14 protein-coding genes, 1 pseudogene and 1 riboswitch are annotated in these 21819 nt (G+C 73.0%); of the genes and pseudogenes, 5 read left to right on the top strand and 10 right to left on the bottom strand.

Annotated elements, in window-relative coordinates:
• Positions 1–37: 37 nt before the first annotated feature.
• Positions 38–1288 (bottom strand): cytochrome P450, encoded by a 1251-nt coding sequence (locus tag ABZZ20_RS09865; RefSeq protein WP_356868659.1) that lies wholly within the window; start codon positions 1286–1288, stop codon positions 38–40.
• Between the two features lie 252 nt (positions 1289–1540).
• On the opposite strand from ABZZ20_RS09865, the gene ABZZ20_RS09860 reads away from it, so the two are divergent.
• Complete coding sequence (locus ABZZ20_RS09860; RefSeq protein WP_356868657.1) at positions 1541–2710, top strand: steroid 3-ketoacyl-CoA thiolase; 1170 nt, start codon at positions 1541–1543, stop codon at positions 2708–2710.
• A gap of 158 nt (positions 2711–2868) precedes the next feature.
• Here ABZZ20_RS09860 and ABZZ20_RS09855 read toward each other — a convergent pair whose 3' ends face one another.
• From ABZZ20_RS09855 to ABZZ20_RS09825, 7 genes are all read right to left on the bottom strand, one after another.
• Positions 2869–3273, bottom strand: a complete 405-nt coding sequence (locus ABZZ20_RS09855) for a transglycosylase SLT domain-containing protein (protein WP_356868655.1) — start codon at positions 3271–3273, stop codon at positions 2869–2871.
• Between the two features lie 385 nt (positions 3274–3658).
• Positions 3659–4507 (bottom strand): ECF transporter S component, encoded by an 849-nt coding sequence (locus ABZZ20_RS09850; protein ID WP_356868653.1) that lies wholly within the window; start codon positions 4505–4507, stop codon positions 3659–3661.
• Complete coding sequence (locus ABZZ20_RS09845) at positions 4504–6639, bottom strand: ATP-binding cassette domain-containing protein (protein ID WP_356868651.1); 2136 nt, start codon at positions 6637–6639, stop codon at positions 4504–4506. Before ABZZ20_RS09845 ends, ABZZ20_RS09850 begins: the two co-directional genes overlap by 4 nt.
• Positions 6636–7739: an energy-coupling factor transporter transmembrane protein EcfT gene (locus ABZZ20_RS09840; protein ID WP_356869118.1), complete on the bottom strand. Its 1104-nt coding sequence runs from the start codon at positions 7737–7739 to the stop codon at positions 6636–6638. Before ABZZ20_RS09840 ends, ABZZ20_RS09845 begins: the two co-directional genes overlap by 4 nt.
• Positions 7740–8080: 341 nt before the next feature.
• Positions 8081–8812, bottom strand: a complete 732-nt coding sequence (locus ABZZ20_RS09835) for an SCO2322 family protein (protein ID WP_356868649.1) — start codon at positions 8810–8812, stop codon at positions 8081–8083.
• Positions 8812–10062, bottom strand: a complete 1251-nt coding sequence (locus ABZZ20_RS09830; protein WP_356868647.1) for a prenyltransferase/squalene oxidase repeat-containing protein — start codon at positions 10060–10062, stop codon at positions 8812–8814. The genes ABZZ20_RS09835 and ABZZ20_RS09830 overlap by 1 nt, the downstream gene beginning before the upstream one ends.
• A 109-nt stretch (positions 10063–10171) precedes the next feature.
• Positions 10172–10306: riboswitch (cobalamin riboswitch) on the bottom strand.
• Positions 10307–10388: 82 nt separating this feature from the next.
• Positions 10389–11579, bottom strand: a complete 1191-nt coding sequence (locus ABZZ20_RS09825) for an MBL fold metallo-hydrolase (protein WP_356868645.1) — start codon at positions 11577–11579, stop codon at positions 10389–10391.
• A 206-nt stretch (positions 11580–11785) separates the two neighbouring features.
• On the opposite strand from ABZZ20_RS09825, the gene ABZZ20_RS09820 reads away from it, so the two are divergent.
• The 3 genes from ABZZ20_RS09820 to ABZZ20_RS09810 all read left to right on the top strand — a co-directional run bounded on the left by ABZZ20_RS09820 (position 11786) and on the right by ABZZ20_RS09810 (position 15192).
• Positions 11786–13249: an aldehyde dehydrogenase gene (locus ABZZ20_RS09820; protein ID WP_356868643.1), complete on the top strand. Its 1464-nt coding sequence runs from the start codon at positions 11786–11788 to the stop codon at positions 13247–13249.
• A gap of 5 nt (positions 13250–13254) precedes the next feature.
• A complete protein-coding gene (locus ABZZ20_RS09815) occupies positions 13255–13488 on the top strand; it encodes a ferredoxin (RefSeq protein ID WP_356869116.1) in 234 nt (77 codons plus the stop codon).
• Positions 13489–13899: 411 nt separating this feature from the next.
• Positions 13900–15192, top strand: coding sequence for an ammonium transporter (locus ABZZ20_RS09810; RefSeq protein WP_356868641.1), 1293 nt, complete (start codon positions 13900–13902; stop codon positions 15190–15192).
• Between the two features lie 23 nt (positions 15193–15215).
• Here ABZZ20_RS09810 and ABZZ20_RS09805 read toward each other — a convergent pair whose 3' ends face one another.
• On the bottom strand, positions 15216–18077 hold the full coding sequence (locus ABZZ20_RS09805; protein ID WP_356868639.1) for an AAA family ATPase: 2862 nt from the start codon (positions 18075–18077) through the stop codon (positions 15216–15218).
• Between the two features lie 473 nt (positions 18078–18550).
• Here ABZZ20_RS09805 and ABZZ20_RS09800 point away from each other — a divergent pair, with 473 nt between their 5' ends.
• A complete protein-coding gene (locus ABZZ20_RS09800) occupies positions 18551–21418 on the top strand; it encodes a BTAD domain-containing putative transcriptional regulator (RefSeq protein ID WP_356868637.1) in 2868 nt (955 codons plus the stop codon).
• A 200-nt stretch (positions 21419–21618) separates the two neighbouring features.
• Here ABZZ20_RS09800 and ABZZ20_RS09795 read toward each other — a convergent pair.
• Positions 21619–21819 (bottom strand): annotated as a pseudogene (locus tag ABZZ20_RS09795) (acetyl-coenzyme A synthetase); the annotation flags it as partial.

Below are 21819 nucleotides of genomic sequence, written 5' to 3'. Positions count from 1 at the left end.
CGTGGGAGGAGCGGCCCCTGCCGCCCTGGACTGCGGGTCAGCTCGCGCTGACCCGGAGCTCCTTGATGCCGTTGAGCCAGGCCGCGCGCAGCCGGCGCGGTGGCTCACCGGTCAGCCGCAGGTCGGGCAGGGCGTCGGCGAGCGCGTTGAAGATCAGGTCGATCTCCATGACGGCCAGTGACTTGCCGAGGCAGAAGTGCGGACCGCCGCCGCCGAAACCCAGGTGGGGGTTGGGGTCGCGGGTGATGTCGAAGGCATCCGGGTTCTCGAAGACCTCGGGGTCGTGGTTGGCGGAGGAGTAGAACAGCCCCACCCGGTCGCCCGCCTTGATCTTCTGTCCGCCCAGTTCGGTGTCCTGGGTGGCGGTCCGCTGGAAGGACACCACGGGGGTGGCCCAGCGCACGATCTCCTCGGCGGCCGTGGCCGGCCGGGTCGCCTTGTAGAGCTCCCACTGCTCGGGGTGGGTGAGCAAGGCGTGCATGCCGTGGCTGATGGCGTTGCGGGTGGTCTCGTTGCCCGCGACCGCGAGCAGCAGGACGAAGAAGCCGAACTCGTCCGAGCTCAGGTTGCCCTGGCCCTCTGCGGCGACGAGCTGCGTGACGATGTCCTTGGCCGGGCACTCCTTGCGGGCGGCGGACATGTTCATCGCGTAGCCGATGAGTTCCATCGCCGCGTGGGAGCCGACCTCTTCGGTGATCGCGTACTCGGGATCGTCGTACGCGACCATCTTGTTCGACCAGTCGAAGATGCGCAGCCGGTCCTCCTGCGGTACGCCGATCAGTTCGGCGATGGCCTGGAGCGGGAGCTCGCACGCCACCTGCGTGACGAAGTCGAAGCTGCCGTCGCCCCGGTCCGAGAGGGCCCGCGCCTGCGCGACGATCTTTTGGGCCCGGTCCCGCAGGGCCCCCTCCAGACCCCGGATCGCCCGCGGGGTGAAGCCGCGCTGCACGATCTGGCGGACGCGGGTGTGTTCCGGCGGATCCATGTTCAGCATGATCAGTCGTTGGGCGTCGATCTGTTCGCGCTGGATGTGTTCGTTGAAGCGGATGATCGCCGTGTTGGTGGCGGACGAGAACAGTTCCGGGTGTGTGGAGACGTACTTGACGTCCGCGTGCCGGGTCACGACCCAGTAGCCCTCGTCGTCGAAGCCCGTGATGCCGCGCGGCTGTGGGCACCACCACACGGGCGCGGTCTGCCGCAGCTGTGCGAACTCGGGGAAGGGCACCCGGTCCTGGAGGAGGTCGGGGTCGGTGGCGTCGAAGCCTTCGGGCAGCGCGGGACAGGGCATCGGGCGACTCCAAAGTCTGACGGCCCATCAGAAGTTGGCTCGAAGGTAGTAACGAGTTCTAGAAGTGACAAGGGCCCACGCGCCAACTGTTGCGTGTGGAATCCGTGCAGGGCGCGTGCAAGACCCTTGCGCGCCGGGGTTCCAGGTCATAAGACTGCGGGGAGAACTAGAACGCGTACTAGTTCGGGCGGGGCGCCGGGACGGCCCGCCGCGCCGGCGCAGTGCCGACACAGTGCAGGAGAGGACGAGCTCATGGCCGCGGAACCCGTCATCGTCGAAGCCGTACGCACCCCCATCGGCAAGCGTGGGGGTGCGCTCGCCAACCTCCATCCCGCCTACCTCCTCGGCGAGACGTACCGCGAACTCCTCGCGCGGACCGCGATCCAGCCCGACTGCGTCGAACAGATCGTCGGCGGCACCGTCACCCACGCCGGCGAGCAGTCCATGAACCCCGCCCGCAACGCCTGGCTCGCGATGGGCCTGCCCTACGAGACCGCCGCGACGACCGTGGACTGCCAGTGCGGCAGCTCCCAGCAGGCCAACCACATGGTCGCCAACATGATCTCCGGCGGGGTCATGGACATCGGCATCGCCTGCGGCGTCGAGGCCATGAGCCGGGTGCCGCTGGGCTCGGGATCCAAGCACGGCCCCGGAAAACCCTTCCCGGACGAGTGGAACGTCGACCTCCCGAACCAGTTCGAGGCCGCCGAACGGATCGCCCGCCACCGGGGTCTGACCAGGGAGGACGTCGACCGGCTCGGGGTGCTCTCGCAGGAGCGGGCCGCCACCGCGTGGGCCGAGGAGAGGTTCAAACGCGAGACGTTCGCCGTCCAGGTCCCCACCACCGAGGAGGAGCAGGCGGCGGGCCAGGGCATGTGGCGCCTGGTCGACCGCGACGAGGGGCTGCGCGACACCACGATGGAGGCGCTCGCCCGGCTCAAGCCGGTCATGCCGACCGCCGTGCACACCGCCGGGAACTCCTCGCAAATCTCGGACGGGGCCGCCGCCGTGATGTGGGCCTCCCGCAAGATGGCCCGCGCGCTCAAGCTCAAGCCACGCGCCCGGATCGTCGCCCAGACGCTCGTCGGCGCCGATCCGCACTACCACCTGGACGGCCCGATCGACGCGACGCGGGCCGTCCTCGGCAGGGCCGGCATGTCCCTCAAGGACATCGACCTGGTCGAGATCAACGAGGCCTTCGCCTCCGTCGTCCTCAGCTGGGCCCAGGTCTTCGACCAGGACCTGGAGAAGGTCAACGTCAACGGCGGCGGGATCGCGCTCGGCCATCCCGTCGGTGCGACGGGAGCCCGCCTGATCACCACCGCACTGCACGAGCTGGAACGCCGCGACAAGGAGTTCGCGCTGATCACCATGTGCGCCGGCGGTGCGCTGGCGACCGGGACGATCATCCAGCGGCTGTGAACGCGCACGGCGCGCACTGAGCCCTGTGGGATGGGAAGCCGAAGGCCCCGGTGGCCGGCCTGGGGAGGCCGGCCACCGGGGCCTTCGCACTACTCGTACTGCTCGTTACTACTCGTACCGCTCTTTACTGATCGTCCTGCTACGGAGCCACTGGTGGCTTAGTACCAGTGGTTGGCCTGCCAGAAGTTCCAGGCGCCGACCGGGCTGCCGTAGCGGGAGTTCATGTAGTCCAGACCCCACTTGATCTGCGTGGCCGGGTTGGTCTTCCAGTCGGAGCCCGCCGAGGCCATCTTCGAGCCCGGCAGGGCCTGAGCCAGGCCGTACGCACCCGAGGAAGCGTTCGTGGCGGTGGGGTTCCAGCCGCTCTCGTGGGAAATGATCTTGTCGAAGGCGGCGAACTGGGCCGGGTCCTTGATCATCTGGTGCGCGATCGCCTTCGCGTCCATCGGAGCCGCCTGGGCGGGAACGGTGGCGAGCATGGTGCCGGCGACGCCCAGGGCGACGATGGAGCCGGCGAGGGTCTTCTTGGAGGCGGCGATGCGGCGGATGACGGCGTTGGACACGGGTGGACCTTCCGAAGGGGGCAAGGGCGGTCGCGGCATGCCGAAGACATGCGTGAGCCACTCACGCGGAGGAGAGGGGTTCGTGGGCGGCGGTGGAGTTCGGGGATTGAACCCGGGGGAAGCTCCGTCCGCCCTGCGACTCATCCAGTTCTACAGACCTGCCGAAGGCCTGGCAATGACCCCCTCCTACTAGCACTCCTCGCAGTGGGGGGCCCGCAGCGACCCCGCACCGACCCCGCGCCGACCCCCACGGTTCGCGCAGTGGGCGCCCGCATCCGGAGGTCGGATATGTCGGCTTCGGGTCTACTATTCCGGTTCGTGTGTGACGTAGGTCCTGTGGGCCGCCTCACCGCCCGACCCCCCGAATGTCACCCTCCGCGTCCGTTCATGTCTTGTTGTGGGTGTGTCCCGGGCCACTTCCAGCCCCTGGATCGAAGGAAACGGGGGCGTCGAACGCCGCTTTCCTCGTGGCCCGCCGCAGCGCCTTCAGCAGGGTGGCGCCCAGCGCGAGGGTCAGTACGACCGTCAGCGCGGCCCGGCCCAGATCCCAGCCCAGCGACGTCGCCCCGCAGTACGCGAGGAAGCGCGCCAGGTTCGCGGCGACCGGATCCCCCGGACGGAACGAGACGCCCTGGCCCATGCCCTGAAGGATCACCCAGCCCTGCAAGTTCATGATCGTGCCGTACGCGAACGAGCCCACGAAGCCGTACGCCGCCAGCATCAGCAGCTCCGCCCGGCCCCGGATCCGCTCCGCGCCGGGCAGCAACCCCGCACCCAGGGAGAACCAGCCCATCGCCAGCATCTGGAACGGCATCCACGGGCCGACCCCGCCGGTGAGCAGGGCGGACGCGAACATCGTGACTGAGCCGAGGACGAAGCCGAAGCCCGGGCCGAGGACGCGTCCGCTGAGCACCATCAGGAAGAACATGGGCTCCAGGCCGGCCGTACCCGCGCCCAGTGGCCGCAGCGCGGCCCCGACGGCGGCGAGCACGCCGAGCATCGCCACCGCCTTGGCGTCCATCCCCTGGTCGGCGATGGTCGCGACCACGACGGCGACGAGGAGGGGGAGCAGGGCCGCGAAGAGCCAGGGGGCGTCCTGCGCGTGGGCGAGGCCGGACTGGCGGTCGGCGAGGAGGGGCCAGCCGAAGGCCGCGATGCCGATGAAGGTGACGAGGACCAGCGCGATGCCGGCCCGGGGGCCGATCCGCAGGGGGCCGGTCGCTGCGCGGCTCATGCGGGGTCCGTCCCGGGGGCGTCGGTCGCGGGGGCCGTCGGGGCCGTCGGGGTCGCGGGGGCGGTCGGGGTCGCGGGGGTTTGCGCGGCGTCGGAGGCGGCCTCCAGGGCTCGGGCGACCTGGGTCACCGTGAGCCAGTGGCCGGGGGCCAGGACCTTCGCCACCTGGGGGGCGAAGGCCGGGGACGACACGACGACCTCGGCCGTCGGGCCGTCCGCGACGATCTCTCCGCCCGCCAGGATCACGACCCGGTGGGCCAGCTCGGCGGCGAGCTCCACGTCGTGCGTGGCGAGGACGACGGCGTGCCCGTCCGCGGCCAGGGCCCGCAGGATCTCGATCAGGCGGCCCTTCGCGGCGTAATCCAGACCGCGCGTCGGCTCGTCGAGCAGGAGCAGGGATGGCCGGCCGGTGAGCACCAGGGCCAGCGCGAGGGTCAGGCGCTGACCCTCGGACAGGTCTCGGGGATGGGTGTCGTCGGGAACGTCGGGCAGCAGCTCGCGGACCAGAGCCCGACAGGTACCGGCCGGCCGGCCGGCATCGGCGTCGGCAGCGGCGCACTCGGCGGCCACGGTGTCGGCGTAGAGGAGGTCGCGGGGCTCCTGCGGGACGAGCCCCACGCGGCGCACCATCTCCCGCGGTGCGCCGTGGGGGGCCCGGCCGCAGACGGACACCGTGCCGGTGGTGGGGGCGAGGATGCCGACGAGGGCGCCGAGAAGGGTGGACTTGCCGGCGCCGTTGCGGCCCATGAGGGCGATGGTCTCGCCCGGCGCCACGGTGAGGTCGATGCCGTGCAGGACCTCGGCGCGGCCTCGGCGGACCGAGAGCCCCGCGACCCGGGCCACGGGCCCGCCCGCGGGGGCAGCGTCCGCGCCCATGCCCATGCCCGTGCCCGGGCGGGCGGCTGTGCCTATGCCCGTGCCCGTGCCCGTGCCCGTGCCTGTGGCTGTGGCTGTGGCTGTGCCCATGCCCATGCCCATGCCCATGTCCGTGCCCGGGCTGGTGCTGGGGGCTGGGGTCGTGCCCTTGTGCGTGCCCGTGGCCGTGCCGGTGCCGGCGCGGGTGACCGTGCCTGGGGTTGTGGTGGGGTTGGTGGCTCGGCGGCGTAGCCGGGACAGGATTCCGGGACGGCGGGCCGCGCCGCTGCGCGGGGGCTCCTCCTCGGTCCGTCCCGTACCGGGAACGGGGCTCCGCTGCCCGGCTCGGGGGCCCGACCCCTGTTCCGCGGGATTCGGGACGGCGTCCCGGGAGGCGCCGCCGACCGCAGGCCCGGGCGTGCCGGACCTGTGGGGCTGGGGGGTGTGGGGTTGTTCGGGTGGGGGGTTCAGGCGGGTGCGGAGGGGGGTGGACAGGCGGCGGGCGTCGCGGACCGAGAGGGGGAGGGGGGACCAGCCGGCGAGGCGGCCCAGGGAGACGACCGGCGGGTGGACCGGGGAGACGGACATGATGTCCGCCGGAGGTCCGAGGACGGGGGCGGCGCCGGGGGCCGGGAGGAGCAGCACCTGGTCGGCGTACTGCACGACCCGCTCCAGCCGGTGTTCCGCCATCAGCACGGTGGTGCCCAGGTCGTGGACCAGGCGCTGGAGGACTGCGAGGACCTCCTCCGCCGCGGCCGGGTCCAGTGCGGAGGTCGGCTCGTCCAGGACCAGGACCTTCGGGTGGGTGGTCAGGACCGAGCCGATCGCGACCCGCTGCTGCTGGCCGCCGGAGAGGGTGCCGATGGGGCGGTCGCGGAGCTCGTTCAGGCCGAGCAGGTCCAACGTCTCCTCGACCCGGCGGCGCATGACGGAGGGGGCCAGGCCGAGGGATTCCATGCCGTAGGCGAGTTCGTCCTCGACGACGTCCGTCACGAAGTGGGCCAGCGGGTCCTGACCGACCGTGCCCACGACATCGGCGAGCTCGCGCGGCCTGTGCGTACGGGTGTCCCGGCCGGCGACGGTGACGCGGCCCCGCAGCGTGCCCCCGGTGAAGTGCGGGACCAGCCCGCTGACCGCTCCGAGAAGCGTCGACTTGCCGACCCCCGACGGACCGATCAGGAGCGTCAGCTCACCTTCCGGGATCACCAGGTTCACCTCGCGGAGGCTGGGCCGCGCGGCTCCGTCATACGTGACCGACACCTGCTCGAAGCGGATCACTGCGAAGCCTCCTTGGGCGGTACGGGTGCCACGAAGGCGGGGAGCAGGCCGATCAGGATCGCTGCCGCCGGCCACAGCGGCAGCGTGGGGGCCACGAGCGGGACGACGCCGGGCTGCAGGCCGTCCGGGTCGAGGGTCCCGGCGCGGACGAGGAGGGCGGCGACGGCTGCGCCCGACCCGGCGACCAGCCAGGCGCGCAGTCCCCAGCGGTCGGGCCGGTAGCGGGTGCGGATGCTGCGCCGCCCGCCCAGCCGTAGTCCCGCGAGGGCCAGGACGAGGCCGAGGAGCAGGACGGGTAGCCCGTACCGCGCGCCCTCGGCGGCGAGCAGTCCGTACGTGCCCGCGCACATGCCGAGCAGGCCGCCGAGGGTGAGGGCGCTGGTGGTGTGCCGGACGGCGGGCGGGACCTGCGCGGTGCGGCCGTATCCGCGGGCGTCCATCGACGCGGCGACGGCGACGGACCGTTCAAGGGCGCCCTCCAGGACCGGCAGGCCGATCTGGAGGATCGCCTTGATGCCGCGGGTGGGCCGGCCGCGCAGGCGGCGGGCGGCCCGCAGGCGGGCGACGTCGGCGACCATGTTCGGCGCGAACGTCATCGCGACGACGACGGCCACGCCGGCCTCGTACAGGGCGGCCGGCAGGGATTTCAGCAGCCGGGCCGGGTTGGCGAGGGCGTTCGCGGCGCCGACGCAGATGAGGAGGGCGGCCAGCTTGGCGCCGTCGTAGAAGGCGAAGACGAGCTGTTCGGCGGTGACCCGGCCGCCGAGGCGGATGCCCTGGGCCCAGGCGGGCAGGGGGACCTCGGGGAGGGTGAAGAGGGTGTGCGCGCCGGGGAGCGGGGAGCCGAGGAGGGCGGAGAAGAGCAGCCGCAGGGCGATGACGAAGAGGCCGAGCTTGAGGAAGGCGCCATAGGAACGGGCCCAAGGGGCGTTGGTGCGGCGGGCGGCCACCACGTAGCCGGCCACGCCGATGATCAGGCCGAGGAGGAGGGGGTTGGTGGTGCGGGAGGCGGCGGTGGCGAGGCCGAGGGCCCAGAGCCACCAGGCTCCCGCGTGCAGGGCATTGCCCCGGCGGGCCAGCGGGGGCGCCACTCGGCGGATCCGGTTCTTCCTGTACGTCGGCCCCGGCGCGGTGTCGGCGTGCGCGGCGGCGGCCGGGCCGGCCGGGGGCACGACGTCGGGTGCGGGACGGCGGGTCCGGGGCCCGGCCTGCGGCCGGGCGGCGCTCCCCGCCCTTCGGGCCGGGGCGTCCCCGGCGGACGACGGCTGCGCGGGGCGCGGGACTCCGATGGGGGCGCCCGAGGCGGGCCGCTCGCCGGTCATCGAGGCCGGTGCCGTCGAGGCCGGTGCCGTCGATGACGGCGTCGTCGAGGTCCGTGTCCCGTCGACCGCCGCCTTCGCCGGGCCCGCCCCCGCGGCGGCCGGGTCCGGGTTCGGGCTGGTCATCGGGTGCGGCGGCGGGATTGCCAGACTGCGGCCGCCGCCAGGGCGGCGAGCGCCGCGAGGCCGGCCAGCAGGCCCGCCGATGGGCCGCCGCCCTCGTCCTTCGCCTCCTTCGCGCCCTTCGCGTCCTCGTTCTTCTTCCCGGCTGCGGAGGTCGAGGACGGGGTGGATTGCGTGTCGGCGACCTGTTCGCCGCAGCCCTGCTTCGGGTAGCCCGAGACCGCGCACAGCAGCGCCGCGCTGTTGTAGCGGAGCGGCTTGGCGACCTCCGCCAGGGCTTCGGCCGCCGTCGCGTCCGGGGCCACCCGGGCGCAGGCGGTGCGGGGGGCCTCCTGCGGCGGGGCTTCGCCCGCCGGGGCGTCCGCCGCGTCGCCGAAGTCGACGACCACGGCGATCCGCTTGCGGCCCTCCACGGCAGGGGTCGAGGCACAGACGGCGGCGAAATCGGCTGCCGCGCGCGGCTGAGCCGCCTCCGCCGCCGCGTCCTTGCTCACCGCGAAGCGAAAGCCCAGGGCCGAGCCGTCCGCCGGGCGGGCCGTCGAGGGGCCCTGCGTGGCGTACTGCCACGGGCCGCCCGTGCCCTCCCAGAACGACCAGTAGCGGTAGCCCGCAGCCAGGGCGGGAGAGGACGCGAGGACGGTCAGCAGGATGCCGAGCGTGCACGCGAGCGCGAGCGCCAGCGGGGCCGGCCCCCGGCCGATCGGGCTGCGGCCCGTCAGGCTGCGGTCCATCAGAGCTGGTTCTTCTTCCGGCGACCGCTCAGCAGGATGCCGATGCCCATGCCGGCCGCCGCGCCCGCGCCCACGATCCACCAGATGTTCTGGTTCGAGTCGTCGCCGGAGTCCTTGTCGCCCTCGGCCGCCTCGGCGGAAGGAGCGTCACCCGCCTGCGGGGCCGGGCCCGTCGCGTTCAGTGCCGTCACCAGGTCGGTGCCGCCGAACGACTTCGGGTCCGTGCCCGTCGCGTGCGCGGCCAGCACCAGGGTGCCGAGCGCTGCCGGGCTGCCCTTGGCCCACTCAGCCGAGTTGGCCTTCAGCCACTCCAGCGCGCCCGCCGCAGACTGCTTGTGCCCGGCCGCGGCCAGGGCGATCACGGCGTCGGCGGTGTTGCCGGTGTCCGGCGTCGGCTGGTCCGCACCCGGGGTGGCGGCCATGAGGTGGCCGTCCTTCTTCAGCGTTTCGGCGAGGTAGCCGGCCGCGCCCTGGGCGGCGGCGGCCGGGTCGGCGGCGTCCGCCGGGCAGGCCAGCGGGGCCGCGGGGGTGTCCGTACCGGCAGGGGCGACGACCGGTCCCTTGCCGAGTCCGGCCAGGACCGCGGCGGCGGTGGCGTCGGCGTTGGCCGGGAGCTTGCCGTCGGCCGGCTGGTACCCGAAGGCGCCCCGGTCGGCGGCCGGCTCGGCGGTGCAGCCCAGCTGGAAGGCGAGCAGCCCGGCGTACGCGGACTTGCCCGCCTTCGAGGTGACCTCGGCCGGCTTCTCGCCCGCCGCTGCCAGCGCGCTGATGACGACGGAGGTGGAGCTGGCCTCGCTCGGGGAGCCGGGGACGAAGGCCCAGCCGCCGTCCTCGTTCTGGACGGACTTCAGCCAGTCGACGCCCTTCTTCACCGCCGCGTCCTGGCCGCCCAGCGCCTTCAGGGCCTGCACGGCGACCGCGGTGGCGTTGGTGTCGTACATCGTCTTGTCGTCGCAGGCCGCACCCGCGTCCGCGCGGAAGGAGGCGAAGCCGCCGTTCGCGCACTGCTGGCCGACGAGCCAGCCGACGGCCTCCTTGGCCGGCTTGACGCCGACCGTGTGCTGGGCGATGAGCGCGAAGGACTGCCGCCACACGCCGTCGTACGTCGGGTCCTTCTTGCCGTAGAGCCCGGAGGGGATCACCGGGGCCGGCGAGGTCGAGGGGGCGGGCGCGGCGAGGGCTGCGGGCGCGGCGCCCATGCAGAGCACGGCGGAGGCGGCGAGCGCGGCGGCGCTGCGACGGACGTTCATGGGGGTGGGTGCCTCTCCTGCTGGGGACCCGAAGGCAGGCACGCGAAAGGCACCGGGCTCCGGCTCCGTTTACCTCGACGGTGCCGGCCGCCGGAGGCTCCGGCGGCACGAGCCGCGCACGTTCCGTACGGGGCAGTCCGGCTCCCCGCCCGGCGGGGGCCGGGGCGGGTCACGGTTGCGGGTCAGCGCCGGAATCGCACCGGCTTCCCCCCGTACGAAAGGGTGGACGACGCGCTTACTGTACCGGCCCGTAGCGCAGCGGAAAGGGGGCCGCCCGGCCCTAGCACCCCTTACCGCACGCCGTGGCCCGGCCCCTGGGGGGCCGGTCACAGTGCGCGGTACGCGACCGGATCGCTGCCCGGGACCGGCTCCGCCCGCCCCTGCTTCACCAGCCTCCGCAGATGGGCCTCCGCCTCGGAGACGGCGATGTTCCGGGAGGCGTACGGGATCTGCTCCCAGGGCCGGTTCCACTCCATCCGCTCCGCCAGCGCCCACGGGGTCAGCGGCCGGGCCAGCAGTTCCCACAGCCCGGTCAGCCGTTCCTCGTGGTGGCGCAGCAGTTCGCGCACCCGGGCCGGGGCGTCGGTGAAGGCGTGCTGGTGCGCGGGGAGCACCTCGGCCGGGTCGAGGCGGCCGATCCGCTCCAGGGAGTCGAGGTAGTCGCCGAGGGGGTCGGTGACCCGGGTGTCCTCCGGGTCCTCGTACAGCCCGATGTGCGGGGAGATCCCCGGGAGCAGGTGGTCCCCGGAGAAGAGGCGGCCGTTGCCCGGCAGGTTCGCCGGGTGCTGTTCCTCCAGGTGCAGGCAGACGTGGCCGGGGGTGTGGCCGGGGGTCCAGATGGCGCGCAGCCGGCGTCCGGCGAGGGGAAGCAGTTCGCCGGGGACGATCTCCCGGTCGGGGACGGCGGCGCGCAGTCCGGGCAGGGTGCGCAGTCGGCCGCCGGTGCGGGCGGCCCGCAGGGGTGCGAGGTGTTCCTCGGGGGCTCCGGCGGCGGCGAGCTTCCCGCTCATGTAGTCGAACCAGACGCCGGGTTCGGCGGAGCGGGTCCGTACGACGACCTCGGTGTCGGCTGCGTGCATGGCGATCCACGCGCCGGAGGCCTCGCGGACCCGCCCGGACAGGCCGTGGTGGTCCGGGTGGTGGTGGGTGATGACCACGCCGTGCACCTCGGTGACCGCGGTGCCGAGGGCGTCGAGGCCGGCGACGAGGGTGTCCCAGGACTGCGGGTCGTCCCAGCCGGTGTCGATGAGGACGGGGCCGCGGTCGGTGTCGAGGACGTGGACGAGGGTGTGGCCGAGGGGGTTGTCGGGGATGGGGACCTTGATGCCGCGGACGCCTCCGCCGTGATCGGTGACGTGCGCCCGGAGCGGCGGTGCCGGTGGTGCCTGGGGTGCGGGCGGTGCTGTCGGCGGCGGCGGCGGCGGTGCGGGCGGTGCTGGCGGTGGTGCGTGCGGGGCGGCCTGCGGTGGTGCGTGCGGGGCGCCGCGGGGCGGCACCGGCGACGTGTCCTGGGGCATGAGGGGCTCCCTGTCTGCGTCTGGCCGCGCCTGTGTTGCCCGGCCCAGTGTGACGAGAACGTGTTGCAGTAGTCGCCCAAGTCGACCATCTGTGGGCCGTCCTGACCAGTCGTCGGCCCCTCCCGGGCCGTTCCGTCCTGGCCGTGGACTCCTAGAACTAGAACTGGTATCAGTTCGGGAACGTCAAGCCGCAGGAGGCATCAGCCATGACCGAGCTCGTGGAACACGGACACCTGTTCATCGGCGGGGAGTGGACGGATCCGCTGGGCACCGACAGGATCACGATCCTCTCCCCCCACACCGAGCAGGTCATCGGCAGCGTCCCGCACGCCTCCCGCGCGGACGTGGACCGTGCCGTCGCCGTCGCACGCAAGGCCTTCGACGAGGGCCCCTGGCCCCGGATGTCCCTGGACGAGCGGATGGCCGTCGTCACCCGGATCAAGGACGCGATCGCCGTCCGGCACGAGGAGATCGCCCGGTCGATCAGCTCCCAGAACGGGTCCCCGTACTCCTGGAGCGTCCTCGCCCAGGCGCTCGGCCCGATGATGGTCTACGACGCCGCGATCCAGGTCGCGCGGGCCTATCCGTACGAGGAGCACCGCCAGGGCGTGCTCGGGCCGATCCTGGTGCGCCGGGAGCCCGTGGGCGTGGTCGCGGCCGTCATCCCGTGGAACGTGCCGCAGTTCGTGGCCGCCGCCAAGCTCGCGCCCGCGCTGTTGACGGGATCGACGGTGATCCTCAAGCCGTCCCCCGAGGCCCCGCTGGACTCGTACATCCTCGCCGACATCGCGCGCGGGGCCGGGCTGCCGGAGGGCGTGCTGTCGATCCTGCCCGCGGACCGGGAGGTCAGCGAGTACCTGGTCGGCCACCCCGGCATCGACAAGGTCGCCTTCACCGGTTCGGTCGCCGCGGGACGGCGCGTGATGGAGGTCGCCGCGCGCAACCTGACCCGGGTCACGCTCGAACTCGGCGGCAAGTCTGCCGCCGTGATCCTGCCGGACGCCGACCTGGAGCCCACCGTCGCCGGGATCGTCCCGGCGGCCTGGATGAACAACGGGCAGGCGTGCGTGGCCCAGACCCGGGTGCTCGCTCCGCGCAGCCGGTACGAGGAGGTGGCCGAGGCGCTCGCCGCGGCGGCCGGTGCGCTGGTGGTCGGCGACCCGCTGGACCCGGCGACGCAACTCGGGCCGTTGGTGGCCGAGCGGCAGCGGCAGCGGTCGCTGGACTACATCCGGATCGGTCAGGAGGAGGGCGCGAAGGTCCTCGCGGGCGGTGGTCGCCCGGCGGGGCTGGAGCGGGGCTGGTACGTGGAGCCGACCCTCTTCGGGGACGTGGACAACTCGATGCGGATCGCCCGGGAAGAGATCTTCGGCCCGGTCGTGTGCCTGATCCCGTACGGGGACGAAGCGGAGGCGGTACGCGTCGCCAACGACTCGGAGTTCGGGCTGAGCGGCAGCGTGTGGACGGGGGACGTCGAGCACGGCATCGACTTCGCCCGGCAGGTGCGGACCGGCACGTTCAACGTGAACACCTTCAGCCTGGACATGATGGGGCCGTTCGGCGGCTACAAGAACAGCGGCGTGGGACGGGAGTTCGGGCCCGAGGGACTGGGCGAGTACCTGGAGCACAAGATGATCCACCTGCCGGCGGGTTACGGGGCGGGTGTGTGACCGTCATGGGCGACCGGTGGCACGTGGAGGTGGACCGGGGGGTCTGCATCGGCTCCGGGATGTGCGTGAACCACGCGCCGGAGGGCTTCGCGCTGGACCCGGCACGCCAGTCGCACCCGCGGGAGCCGGAGACGGACGCGAACGAGCCGGTCCTGACCGCGGCGGAGGGCTGCCCGGTGGAGGCCATCTTGATCACCCTGGCCGCCACCGGCGAGCCGGTGTTCCCGCCGGAGGAATGAGGAGCGCTGGAGGTCGGGCCCGTGGCCCCGCTCCTGGCGACCGCCGGACGCACGGTCCGGCGGCACCGTCAGGGGCGGGGCCACCGGGCTGTGGGCCCCACCCGTGTGCCGAAGGCATACGCGTGCGCTACCGAAGGCTTTGTGGCGACCTGCGGCCGTGGGTTGTCGCGGCACGGCCGCGGTTGATCACATGGGCTGACGGTGTGCGACCAGGAGGCGGTTGCCGGCGCGCGAGGACGGTCCGGGCTCACGCGTCGACGACGGGTCGGCGCGGGCTGCCCGACGACGGTTCCCCTTCGGTCGTGTGTGACGGCGGGCCCCGCGTCCACCAGGACCGCCCACCCCGTCCACGCACTGCACATCACCGCTCCGGGCCGCCCGGGCGGATGGACCCGCAAGGAGAAGCCGGCCGTGAACGGCGCAGACACCGCGTTCGTATTGATCAGTTCCGCACTCGTCATGTTGATGACGCCCGGCCTGGCCCTGTTCTACGGCGGCATGGTGCGGGTGAAGAGCGCCCTCAACATGCTCATGATGTGCGTCGTCTCGCTCGGCATCGTCAGCGTCCTGTGGGTGCTGTACGGGTACTCGCTCGCTTTCGGTGACGATCTCGGCGGCGGCCTGCTCGGCAACCTCGACCACATCGGCCTCAAGGGCATCGGCGTCGACACGGTGACCGGGGGCCAGGGAGCAATCCCGGTCTTCGCCTTCGTGTTGTTCCAGCTGATGTTCGCGGTCATCACCCCCGCGCTGATGAGCGGCGCCCTGGCCGATCGGGTGAAGTTCAGCGCCTGGGCACTCTTCGTCACCCTGTGGGTCTCAGCGGTGTACTTCCCCGTCGCGCACTGGGTGTGGCAGCCCGACGGCTGGCTGCGCCAGCTGGGGGTCATCGACTTCGCCGGCGGGACGGCGGTCCACATCAACGCCGGTATCGGTGCCCTCGCCGCGGTGCTGGTGGTGGGCAGGCGGATCGGCTTCCGGACGGAGCCGATGCGTCCGCACAGCCTGCCGCTCGTGATGCTGGGTGCGGGTCTGCTGTGGTTCGGCTGGTTCGGGTTCAACGCCGGTTCCGCGCTCGCGGCCAACGGCACGGCCGCCGCCGTGGCGCTGAACACCCAGGTCGCCACGGGTGCTGCGATGCTCGGCTGGCTGGCGTACGAGCGCATTCGCCGCGGCGCGTTCACCACGCTGGGCGCCGCCTCCGGCGCGGTGGCAGGCCTGGTGGCGATCACCCCTTCCGGTGCACACGTCGGTGTCCTCGGCGCCCTGCTTATCGGTGTGGTGGCGGGCGTGCTCTGTTCATGGGCGGTGGGCTTGAAGTACAAGCTGGGTTACGACGACTCCCTGGACGTCGTCGGTGTCCACCTGGTGGGCGGTGTCGTCGGCACGCTGCTCGTGGGCGTCTTGGCATTCCACGGGGTCGGCGGTGCGCAGCAGCTCGGCAAGCAGGCGATCGGCGTGTTCTCGGTGATGGCGTTCTCCTTCGTCGTGTCCTGGACCCTGGCGAAGACCGTCGATGTGACGATCGGGTTCCGCGCGGTCGAGGGGGACGAGACGTCCGGGGTGGACCAGGCCTTCCACGCCGAGACCGCCTACGACTTCAGGGTGCTGGACGGTTCCCCGGTCGGACTGGGCACTGCTCTGGCCGCCCGTATGGATGCGCTGTCCGTGACCGAACCGCTGAGCCGGAAGGTGGGCGCTTGAAGGCGGTCTGCAAGCGGAGGGGCTCAGCGGTCCTCCGTCCGCGTCAGTGCCTGCGCGAGGCCGCGACGGCCGTCGATGTCGAGCTTGCGGTAGGCGTGGGTGAGGTGCACCTCCACCGTGCGCAGACCGACGAACAGGTGCTGGGCGATCTCCCGGTTGGTCATCCCCAGGGCGGCCAGGTCCGCCACGCGCCGTTCGGTGGGTGTCAGGGAGTCCACGCCGTGGAAGGCGCGGGTGCGCGGACGGTCGCCGAGGGCCCGGAGTTCGGCCATGGCCCCTTCGGCGACGACCGTGGCGCCGATCCGGTGCGCGACGCTGACGGCCTGCTGCAAGTGGATCCGCGCCTCGCCGAGATCCCCGGCCGTGCGCGCGTGGGCACCGCAGTCGGCCGATGCCCGGGCGTAGTGGTACTTCGCCGCCGTGCCCTCCAGGATCCCCACGGCGTCGCGCAGCATGGCCCATCCCTCGGCGCCTCCGGTGACGAGGCCCAGGGCGCGCAGGGCCGAGCCCTCGAAGTCCGGGACTCCTCGGGAACGGGCGAGGGCGAGCTCTTCCGTCGCCAACGCCAGGGCCGCGTTCCGGTCGCCGAGTGCCGCGTACGCCAAGGCCGCCTCCGTGCGCCAGGGCAGTACGCCCGCTCCGGCCAGTTGGCGTGCGCCGGCCCGGTGACCGCTCAGCAGGAAGTCGGCCAGGCCGTCCTGGGTCCTGCCCTGGGCCATGCGCAGGCGTCCGCGCACCAGCAGGACGTGGTCGTTGATCCAGTGGCCGTTCAGGTCGCCGGTGAGCCCACCCCGTTCGAGCAGCCCGGCCGCCTCGTCGATCCGGCCCCGTTTGGTCTGGGCGTCCACCAATGTGGCGAGGGCGTCGACGCTGTGCGTGCTGCGCGGGTCGACACCGATCCCGTCGAGTGCCGCCAGGGCGGTCCGTGCGTCGTCCCGGCACTCCAGCACCTGGCCCAGCCAGCAGCGCAGGCGGGCACGGGTGCTGACGGCGTACGCGTACGCGAGCGCCGATCCGCGGGCGCGGGCCTCGTCCGCGGCGGCATCGGCGTGGGTGAGCGCCGCTTCGGCCTGGCCGGCGGCCCCGAGGGCGAGGACGGCGCCCAGGTGGACGAGGGACTCGGCATCGGCCGGGTGCTGGCCTCGGTCGAGCGCCTGCCGGGCGAGGGCGGTGACCTCGTCGGGGTCCTTGCCGGCCATGAGCGCCCGCACACTGAGAAGTGCGGCGAGCGGTCGCTCCGCGCCGCCGCCGTTCGCGTCGGAGATCTGGAGCGTGTGCAGCCGCTCCACCGCGGCTGCGGACGGGGCGGGCAGGCTCACGCTGCCGTACAGGAAGTCGATCTCCAGGCGCAGGGCGTTCGTGCTGTCCACCGGCCGCAGGTCCGCGCCGGTGCTCTTGAGTACGGCCAGCCCCTCGGGGTACTGGTCGAGCGTGAAGAGCGCCCGGGCGAGCGCACGCGCCGCGGCGGTCCGCTCGGTCGCGTTCCGCGACAGCTCCAGGCCCCGCCGCAGGTGGCGGACCGCGTCCGGGACGCTGGTGGAGAGTTCCGCCGTGCCGAGGGCGATCAGCAGCGAGGCGCGCGGCTCCTCGGCGAGCACTTCGCGCAGGGCGCGCCGGAGCAGGGCGACCGCGTCCTCGGGGACGGAGCGCCGCATCGCCTGTGCGGCGGCCGTGCGCAGCACCTCGGCGGCACCGGGGATTCCCAGCGGGGCCCGCAGGAGGTGGGCGGCGACGTCCTCCACCGGGGCGTCCTGCGCCAGCAGCAGACGCGCCGCCCGGGCGTGCAGCTGGTGCCGCTGGCCGGGTGCCACCTCGTCGGCGAAGGCTGCCGCGAGGACGGGGCACGCGAAGGCGACGACGTCCCCGGAACGCGTCATCAGCCCGGCTCGTACCAGTCCGTGCACGGCGTCCAGGGCGGCGTCATCCGCCAACCCGGCGACCCCGGCCACGAGGGTCGTGTCGGCCGATCCGTCGAGCACCACCAGGGCTTGGGCCGTCGCGAGCGGGTGCGGACCGGAGTTCCTGATCAGGCTGTGCAGGGCCCGCCCGACTCCTGCGGGAACGTACCGGGTCAGGTCTTGCGCGGTGAGAGCGGCGGGAGTTGCTCCCGATGCCCGCACCGTCCGCAGCAGGGCCTGCAACAGAAACAGGTTGCCGCCCGTCGCGGCGCGGCAGGCCGTCAGGAAAGAGGTCTCCGCGGCCGTTCCCAGGACGTCCTGGGCCACGGCGGCGACGGCGTCGTCCGCCAGGGGGCGCAGGGCGAGCTGGTGGGGGAAGAGCCGCAGCACGGCAGCCCGCACCTCTGTGTGGTCGGGTGTCTGATCCGGCCCGATCGAGGCGAGGACGACCAGCGGCAGGTTGCCCGCGCGCCGGAGCAGGAAGTGCAGCCAGCGCACCGAGGCCGGGTCCGCCCACTGCAGATCGTCGATGACGACGATCAGCCGGCCGTTCGCGGTGAGGTTGACCGCCAGCCAGTAGAGGCTGCTGAGGATCTCCTCGTCCTGTCGGCTGGCCGGGACGCTGCTGCGCCGGGGCCCGGGAGGGCCGAGTAGGTGTGCGGCGCCGGCGGCGTGTCCGGAGAGCGGCGAGTCGGGGCCGCTGCCCGTGGTCCGGCCCAGGTGCTCGAACATCTGGCGGACCACGCCGTAGGCGAAGCCGCTCTCCATCATGTCTCCGGATGCCGACACGACGGTGTCGCCCTCCTTGCGGATGGCCTCCACGGCCGCCCGCAGCAGGGCGCTCTTTCCGCTGCCCGCCTCGCCCCGGACGAGAACGGCAGTGCTGCGCGAGGTCTCGTCGCAGAACAGCTGCTCGATGGCGTCGAGTTCGCGCTCCCTGCCGATCAGAACCGGGGCGGCCCGACGTTTCGGCTGGTCAGCCGGCACACTGTCCGCATTCCGAACAGCCCGCAAGGTGCGCAGCGGTCGTACGGTACTCTGCGCGGCGTCGCGTCCACCGGCGCGGCGACCACCGGGATCGCGCGATCCCGGTGCGGCAAGGGGAACGGGTTTCGGGGCGATAGGGGACAAGGCTACCCAGGGGTGTGAGAGCGGGTGGTCGGCTCCAGCGGGTCGTCACCTGCTGGAGCCGCCAGCAGCAACCACCGGTGCGAACCGGGCGGCGCAGCAATACGAACGCATCGTGACCCCGCGTCCATGGCGGCGCCGCAGACGTCGAGGCACCGGAAGCGGTGCGGCACTGACGTCTGACGGACATCCGACAGCACTGCAACTCGCTTGGATCGAATTCTGCGGACCAGGTGTCAAGGGCCCGTAACTTCCAGGTAAGTGACGATTTGTATATGGCTCGTCACGCACTACGGCGGGGTACTACAGGGGCAGTTACAGGAGTAGATGACGTGGGTGGGCTGAGAATCGCCGTGCTGGGGCCGCTGCGGGCGTGGCGGGGCAATCGCGAACTGGACATCGGACCTGCGCAGCAGCGCGCGGTCCTCGCGGCGCTGGCGCTGCGCGGCGGCCAGGTGGCCCAGGTGCAGGAACTGCTCGACGGCATCTGGGGATGGGATCCGCCGGCGAGCGCGGCGGCGGCGCTGCGCAACTACGTCTCCCGGCTGCGTACGGTGCTGGAGCCCGACCCGCGCGCCCCGACCGCCCTGCTCTCGGTGGCCGGCGGCTACGCGCTGCGACTGGACGAGCGAGCCCTCGACGCCACGCTCTGCGAACGGCTGGCGGCCGACGCGGAACAGGCACTGGAGGCGGGGTCCCCGGAACGGGCCACCGGACTGCTGGGCGAAGCGCTCGCTCTGTGGGGCGGAGTACCCCTCACGGGCGTGCCCGGGGACTACGCCGATCGCCAGCGCGACCGGCTCGCCGAACGCCGGCTGGTCCTGCTGGAGAAGCGACTGGCCCTGGAACTGGAACTGGGCCGACACGCCGAGGCCACCGCGGAGTTGTCCGCGCTGGCCGACGAGCATCCGCTGCGCGAAGGGCTGCGCGCCCTCCAGATGCTCGCCCTGTACCGCTGCGGTCGCCAGGCCGACGCGCTCGCGGGGTACGGCAGGACCCGTCGATTCCTGTCCGAGGAACTCGGCATAGCGCCGGGCCCCGAACTGGCCCGTCTGCACCAGCGCATCCTGCAGTCCGATCCGGGACTGGCCGCGCCGGACGCCGCCGCGTCGACGACCGCTGCGAACACCGCCCCCGAGGCCGCCCGGGCTCCCGCCCCGGTGTGGATACCGGCTGCTCAACTACCTCCGAACATACCGGACTTCACCGGCCGTCAGGAGACCGTGGCGAACCTTCGCCGCACCCTGTGCGACGCCGCCGAGCAGACCGCCGTGTCCGCGGCCGTGTGCGTCGTCCACGGCATGGGCGGGGTCGGCAAGACCACCGTGGCCGTCCACGCCGCCCACGGGGCGCGCGACCGGTTCCCCGACGGTCAGCTGTACGTCGACCTCCGCGGCGCCAGCAGCGACCCGGCGGACCCGTACGCGGTCCAGCAGTCGTTCCTGCTCGCTCTGGGCATGTCCCCGCGCAACATTCCCGCCGACCCCATCGAGCGCACGGCGCTGTACCGGACCCGGCTGGCCGGTGGGCGCCTGCTGCTGCTGCTCGACAACGCTGTCAGCAGTGAACAGGTCCGGCCGCTGCTGCCCAGCACGGCCGGGTGCGCGGCCCTGATCACCAGCCGTTCCCCGCTGGCCTGCCTCCCCGTCACCAGCCGCACCGGCCTGGAGCCCTTCACCGAACAGGAGGCACTCGCCCTGCTCGAACGGATCGCCGGCCCGGAACGGCTGCCGAAGGAACCCGAGGCGGCGCGCAGCCTGGTGCACGCCTGCGGGCTCCTGCCGCTCGCGGTGCGCATCGCCGCATCGCGGCTGTCCGTGCGCCCTCGCTGGACGATCGCCTCGCTGACCAGCAGGCTGACCGACCGCTCGCGCAGGCTCACGGAACTGCAGGCGGGCGGGCTGGCCGTGGAAGCGGCCTTCGAGCTCGGCTACACCTCTTTGACGACCGCCCAGGCGCGGGCCTTCCGGCTGCTGGCCATCCCGGAGACGCCGGAGATCACCCCGGGTTCCGCGGCAGCCCTCCTGGACTGCACCGAACACGCCGCCGAGAACATCCTGGAGTCCCTGACCAACGCCGGTCTCCTGGAGTCCTGCGATCCCGGCCGCTACCGCTACCACGACCTGCTCCGGCTGTTCGCCCGCCACCGGACCCTGAAGTCCGACGCATCGGCCGAGCGGAAGGCCGCCCTCAGCCGTCTGGCCCGCTTCCACCTCGCCGGCCTGAGTGCCGCGATGCGCGCCGTGCGGCCCTACAGCCGGTTGGCCGAGGCCCTGGACCCCCGCATCCCGGGCGGGCCGCGCTTCACGGAGCGCGCCGAAGCGCAACGGTGGATGATCAGCGAACAGGCCGCCATCCTGGGCGTAGCCGCCCAGATGGCCCACCATCCGACGCGTCCGATCTGCGCCGACGACGCACGCACCCTGGGGAGGACGTTCGTCCTCCTCCTGCCCTTCACCGAGCTCCAGATCGCCTGGGGGTCCCTGTTGGGGCTCGGCCACGTACTGCTGGACGAAGCGGAGGACGACGACGATGCCCCCGCGATCGTCAACGCGTGCGCGCTGCTCGCCCTGGCGTACGCATCGACCGGACAGCACGAGCAGGCCCGGAACCTCGCGCGGCGCGGGTACCTGACGACGGCGCCCGACGACCGGGTGTTCAAGCACCGCCTGGCCTACGTGATGGGGACGGTGGCCGCCATGGATCCGAACTCCCTCGACGAGGCCGTCACCCACTTCGAGGAGGCCGCCCGGCTCTGCCGGGCCGTGGGGGAGACCGGCTTCGAGGCGCAGTGCATGCTCGGGCTGGCCATGACCCACCTCGCCCGCAAGGAACCCGACCGGGCGCTGGGACACTGCCGTGAAGCCTTCGCCCTCAACCAGGCGGCGCAGTGTGCGCTGGGCACCGTACTCGCCCTGTGCCACCTCGGGCGGGCCCTCAACGAGCTCGGGCGGCACGACGAAGCCGTGGAGCAGTACTCCGAGGCCCTGGCGACCTGCGACGCCCATGACCTGCCGACCCAGCGCGCCCATACGCTGCTGGGCCTGGCCCTCGCGCACTTCGAGGCGGGCCGTCCGGCCCCGGCCGCCGAGGCGGCCGAGGCGGCGGTTCCCCTGCTCGCCGTGCTGGGCGACACCGCCGGCCGGCGGCGGGCCGAGGAACTCCTGGGCCGCATCGACGGCGGCGGAGAACACCCGTAGGGATCGCTGTCCGCACACGGCTCAGCCGTACCTGTGCCGCCGCCGCGGCACAGGTACGGCTGATGATCGTGGATGTGGAGGTGGATGTGGACGATGCGGAGGATGCCGGACAGTGGGGGGAGCACTGCCCGGCATCCCGTTCACGGGGCGGCGACCCGAAGGCCGGGCCGCCGCAGTCGGGCCGCGATGTGCGGCCCTCGTCAGTCCTCGCTGGAGGCGTCCGGCAGCTTGTTCTGGATGAGGTCCATGACGGAGGAGTCGGCCAGCGTGGTGACGTCGCCGACGGCGCGGTTTTCGGCGACGTCACGCAGCAGGCGGCGCATGATCTTGCCGGAGCGGGTCTTGGGCAGTTCCTGTACGGGGAGGATCCGCTTGGGTTTGGCGATCGGGCCGAGGGTGGC

It is taken from the genome of Streptomyces sp. NPDC006430 (genome assembly GCF_040612395.1).
Lineage (GTDB): Bacteria > Actinomycetota > Actinomycetes > Streptomycetales > Streptomycetaceae > Streptomyces.
The sequence above is the reverse complement of the archived record's forward strand: the minus strand, read 5'-3'. Positions and strand labels throughout refer to the sequence as shown.